The 3,737-nt window shown below is 71.1% G+C and carries 6 protein-coding genes; 4 read left to right on the plus strand and 2 right to left on the minus strand.

Translation table 11 applies throughout. The annotated features are described in order from the left end of the window. The 4 genes from IBL25_RS24920 to IBL25_RS24935 all read left to right on the plus strand — a co-directional run. A partial coding sequence (locus IBL25_RS24920) for an SDR family NAD(P)-dependent oxidoreductase (RefSeq protein WP_187781153.1) occupies positions 1-602 on the plus strand: 602 nt, incomplete at its 5' end. 83 nt (positions 603-685) lie between these two features. After that, entirely contained in the window at positions 686-895 is a 210-nt protein-coding gene (locus tag IBL25_RS24925) for a hypothetical protein (protein WP_187781154.1), read from the plus strand. 159 nt (positions 896-1,054) lie between these two features. Continuing rightward, positions 1,055-1,282, plus strand: coding sequence for a DUF2934 domain-containing protein (locus IBL25_RS24930; RefSeq protein ID WP_187781155.1), 228 nt, complete (start codon positions 1,055-1,057; stop codon positions 1,280-1,282). A gap of 227 nt (positions 1,283-1,509) precedes the next feature. After that, positions 1,510-2,022, plus strand: a complete 513-nt coding sequence (locus IBL25_RS24935; protein WP_367615687.1) for a PAS domain-containing protein — start codon at positions 1,510-1,512, stop codon at positions 2,020-2,022. A 16-nt stretch (positions 2,023-2,038) separates the two neighbouring features. On the opposite strand, the gene IBL25_RS24940 is transcribed toward IBL25_RS24935, so the two are convergent. Together IBL25_RS24940 and IBL25_RS24945 are read right to left on the minus strand one after the other, a co-directional pair. After that, a complete protein-coding gene (locus IBL25_RS24940; protein ID WP_187781157.1) occupies positions 2,039-2,485 on the minus strand; it encodes a DNA polymerase III subunit chi in 447 nt (148 codons plus the stop codon). A gap of 16 nt (positions 2,486-2,501) precedes the next feature. Continuing rightward, a partial coding sequence (locus IBL25_RS24945) for a leucyl aminopeptidase (protein ID WP_187781158.1) occupies positions 2,502-3,737 on the minus strand: 1,236 nt, incomplete at its 5' end.

Genomic DNA, 3,737 nt, shown 5'->3' on the forward strand with positions numbered 1-3,737 from the left:
CCCGGGGGGCGGAGGCCGTGGTGCTGCTGGCCGACCTGTCCCGGCCCGGCGCCGCCGCCGGGCTGGTGGAGCAGGCGGCCGGCGCGCTGGGCGGGCTGGACGTGCTGGTCTCCAATGCCGGCTTCGCCGACCGCACGCCGGTGATGGCCCTGACGGAGGAAGGCTTCGCGCGGACGCAGGATACCGTGCTCTGGGCCATGCTGCGGCTGGCCCAGGCGGCGGGGCCCCGGCTGGCCCAGGGGAGGGCGCCCCGCTTCATCGCCGTCTCCTCCTTCGTGGCGCATAGCTTCCGCACGGATTCCACCCTGTTCCCCGCCACCGCCGCCGCCAAGGCCGGGGTGGAGGCGCTGGTGAAGACGCTGGCGGTGGAATGGGCGCCGGCGGTGACGGTGAATGCCGTGGCGCCGGGCTATATCCGCAAGGATGCCCAGGCCCATGCGGCGGTGGACGAGGCGGCGCGGCAGGCCATGCTGTCCCGCATCCCGATGGGGCGGATCGGGTTGCCGGAGGATGTGGCGGCGGCCATCGCCTTCCTGGCCTCCCCGGCGGCCGGCTATGTCACCGGGCAGGTGCTGCACGTGAACGGCGGCCTGGCGATGTGACCCCAGGCGGGCGGTGCCGCGCGGAATCCCGCGCAACAGATGCCCAGACTGTGCCAGGATGCGGGGAGCGGAGGAGGAAGGCCATGGCCGAAACTCACCTCGACCAAGCGGAACGTCACATCAGGGACGGTGAGGACCGCATCGCCCGTCTGGCAACCCTTCTGGAGGAACTGGGAGGGCATGGCCACCACAAGGCGGCGGAGGAAGCCAAGCGCACCCTGATGTCGCTCCGTTGCAGCCTCGAAATCGCGCGCGACCATCTGCAGATCGGGCGCGCGGGGCAGGGACCCTGAGGTCGGCGCCGCTTCCTGGGGAAGGCGGGCAGGGACCGGCGGTTCGGGCGCGCCGCCGCGCGGGGCGGGGCGGGCCACGCATGTTTCGCCGCTGGGCTTTTTGCCGGTGGCCGGCGCGATCATATGAAGTTCTCTGCCACCTGCCGCAAGGAGGCCGTCATGCCGGAGCCCGACAAGGAAGCCGAACAGCGCATCCGCGAGCGTGCCTATCTGCTGTGGCTTGAGGAAGGCCGGCCGGAGGGCAGGGCCGAGGCGCACTGGAAGATCGCCTGCATGCTGGATGCGGAGCGCGAGGCCTATCTGGACGCGGAAGGCGAGGACAGCTTCCCGGCCAGCGACCCGCCCTCCCACACCCCTGTCACCGGGGACCGGCACGGGGCAGAGTGAGGCCCGCGGCCTCCGGGCGCCGCCGCTTCCGCCCGAAGCGGAAGCGGGACGGCGCGGCATGGCCGGGAAGCACCATCAAGAAATGTTCAAGCGCGCATCAGCCATGAAGCCGCACGGCGTCATTGCGAATTTTGGTGCGACGCCGTAATCACCCGCCCGGTTCGGGAGAAACAACGGGCGTGGGTCCTTCGGTGTCTGGCGATGTTTTGCATCTTGCCCTGGAGGCGGTGAACCAGGGCGGGGAGGGTTCCCTCCGCGTTCTGGATCACCTTCCGGCGGCGATTTACATGACCGACGCGGAAGGCGCGGTCACCTATTACAACAAGGCCTGCATCTCCTTCGCCGGGCGCCGGCCGATGCTGCGCCAGGACAATTGGTGCGTGACCTGGCGGCTCTACACGGAGGAAGGCGAATACCTTCCGCACGACCAGTGCCCCATGGCGGTGGCGATCCGCGAGAAGCGGGCCATCCGCGGCGTCCAGGCCGTGGCCGAGCGGCCGGATGGCTCCTATGTCAGCTTCCGGCCTTTCCCGACGCCGCTGCTGGATGAGGAAGGCAGGCTGCGCGGCGCCATCAACCTGCTGTTCGACCTTTCCGGCCCGGAACAGGCGCGGGGCCTCCGCGCCAGGGCCGAGAAATGCCGGCGCTTCGTGAACCTCATGCCCGGCCAGCAGGATGCCCTGCTCTCCATGGCCGCGGATTATGAGGAAAGGGCGGGCCGGATCGAGCGGCGGAACTGAGCGGCCGAGGCCGCGCTCAGGCCTTCTTTTCCCAGCCGCGCGCGCCCTGCTGCCAATAGGTCAGCACATGGCCGGCGGCCTTGGCGGCGCTCCAGCGGCGGCGGGCGGCGGCCACTGCGGCATCGTCCTGGCCGTCGAAAAGGTCGAAGACACGGTCGAATTCGCCAAGCCGCGCGCTGTCGGCGCCATCCACCAGGAAGAGGAAGCGGGCGCCATTGGGCGCCTCGTCCTCCGTGGTCAGCCAGATGGGCTGGAGGTCGGCCTGCCCGGTCTGCGGCGTGCCATGCGGCAGCCAGTCCGGGTCCTGGCAGAGCCAGAGGGAGCTATCCAGCGCCGCCAGCCGCTCCGGCTCCCCCACCCGCACCACGGCGCGCGCGCCCTGGGCCAGCACGCGGCCGAGCAGCTTCGGCAGCGCCTGGTCCATCGGCGTGCGGGTGAGGTGATAGAAGCCGATCTCGCTCATGGGGGCGCCGGATGGCTCAGCGGCTCTCGTAGTGCTCGGCCACCAGCCGGTCGAGCAGCCGCACGCCGAAGGCGGTGGCGCCCTTGGGCGTGGTGAGCTGGTCCTTGGTGGCCCAGGCGGTGCCGGCGATGTCCAGATGCGCCCAGGGGATATAGCCTTCCTTCACATCCACGAAGCGCTGGATGAAGCAGGCGGCGGAGGAGGAGCCGCCGGGGCGGCCGCCCACATTCTTCATGTCCGCGATCTCGGACTTCAGCATCTTGTCGTAGCCCTCGCCCAGCGGCATGCGCCACAGCTTCTCGCCGGTGGCGGCGCCGGCAGCGGTGAGCTGCGCGGCGAGCGTGTCGTCGTTGCAGTAGAGCCCGGCCTGCTCATGGCCCAGCGCCACGATGATGGCGCCGGTCAGCGTGGCCAGGTCCACCATCAGGCGCGGCTTGAAGCGGTGCTGGCCGTACCAGATGACATCCGCCAGCACGAGCCGGCCCTCGGCATCGGTGTTGATGACCTCGACGGTCTGGCCGGAGGCGGTGGTCACCACGTCGCCCGGGCGCTGGGCATTATGGGAGGGCATGTTCTCCACCAGCCCGACGAGGCCGACGACATTGGCGCGGGCCTTGCGCCCGGCCAGGGCGGACATGGCGCCGATCACGGCGCCGGCGCCGGCCATGTCGAACTTCATGTCCTCCATGCCGGCGGCGGGCTTGATGGAAATGCCGCCGGTATCGAAGGTGACGCCCTTGCCGATGAAGGCGACCGGCGCCTCGCCCTCGGCGCCGCCCTTCCATTGCATCACCACCATGCGCGGCTCCCGCGCCGAGCCCTGGGACACGCCGAGCAGGGCGCCGAAGCCGAGCTTCTCCAGCTCCTGCTGCCCCATGACCTCGACGCTGACACCCAGCTTCTCCAGCGCGCGGCAGCGGTCGGCCATGGCGGCGGGGTAGAGGATGTTCGGCGGCTCGCTGACCAGGTCGCGCGCCAGGAAGACGCCGTCCGCGATGGCGGAGAGCGGCGCATGGGCGGCCTGGGCGGCGGCGACATCCGGTGTGGCGATGGTGACGCGCAGCAGCTTCGGCTTGTCCTCGGCGCTTTCCTTGGTGCGGTAGCGGTCGAAGCGGTAGCCGCGCAGGCGCAGCGCCAGGGCGAAGGCGGCGGCCTCGGCGGCGGGAAGCGACTCGGCGGCCACCGTGGCCTCCACCTCGGAGGCGATCAGGGGCAGGGCGGCGCCGCCGGCGGCCTCGGCCGCCTGGCTGCC

The organism is Pseudoroseomonas ludipueritiae, assembly GCF_014490445.1.
Lineage (GTDB): Bacteria > Pseudomonadota > Alphaproteobacteria > Acetobacterales > Acetobacteraceae > Pseudoroseomonas > Pseudoroseomonas ludipueritiae.

Bases quoted from the DNA above. Each gene is read 5' to 3' on its own strand.
- IBL25_RS24940 (WP_187781157.1), bottom strand. From the start codon at position 2,485: ATGAGCGAGATCGGCTTCTATCACCTCACCCGCACGCCGATGGACCAG.
- IBL25_RS24925 (WP_187781154.1), top strand. From the start codon at position 686: ATGGCCGAAACTCACCTCGACCAAGCGGAACGTCACATCAGGGACGGT.
- IBL25_RS24930 (WP_187781155.1), top strand. From the start codon at position 1,055: ATGCCGGAGCCCGACAAGGAAGCCGAACAGCGCATCCGCGAGCGTGCC.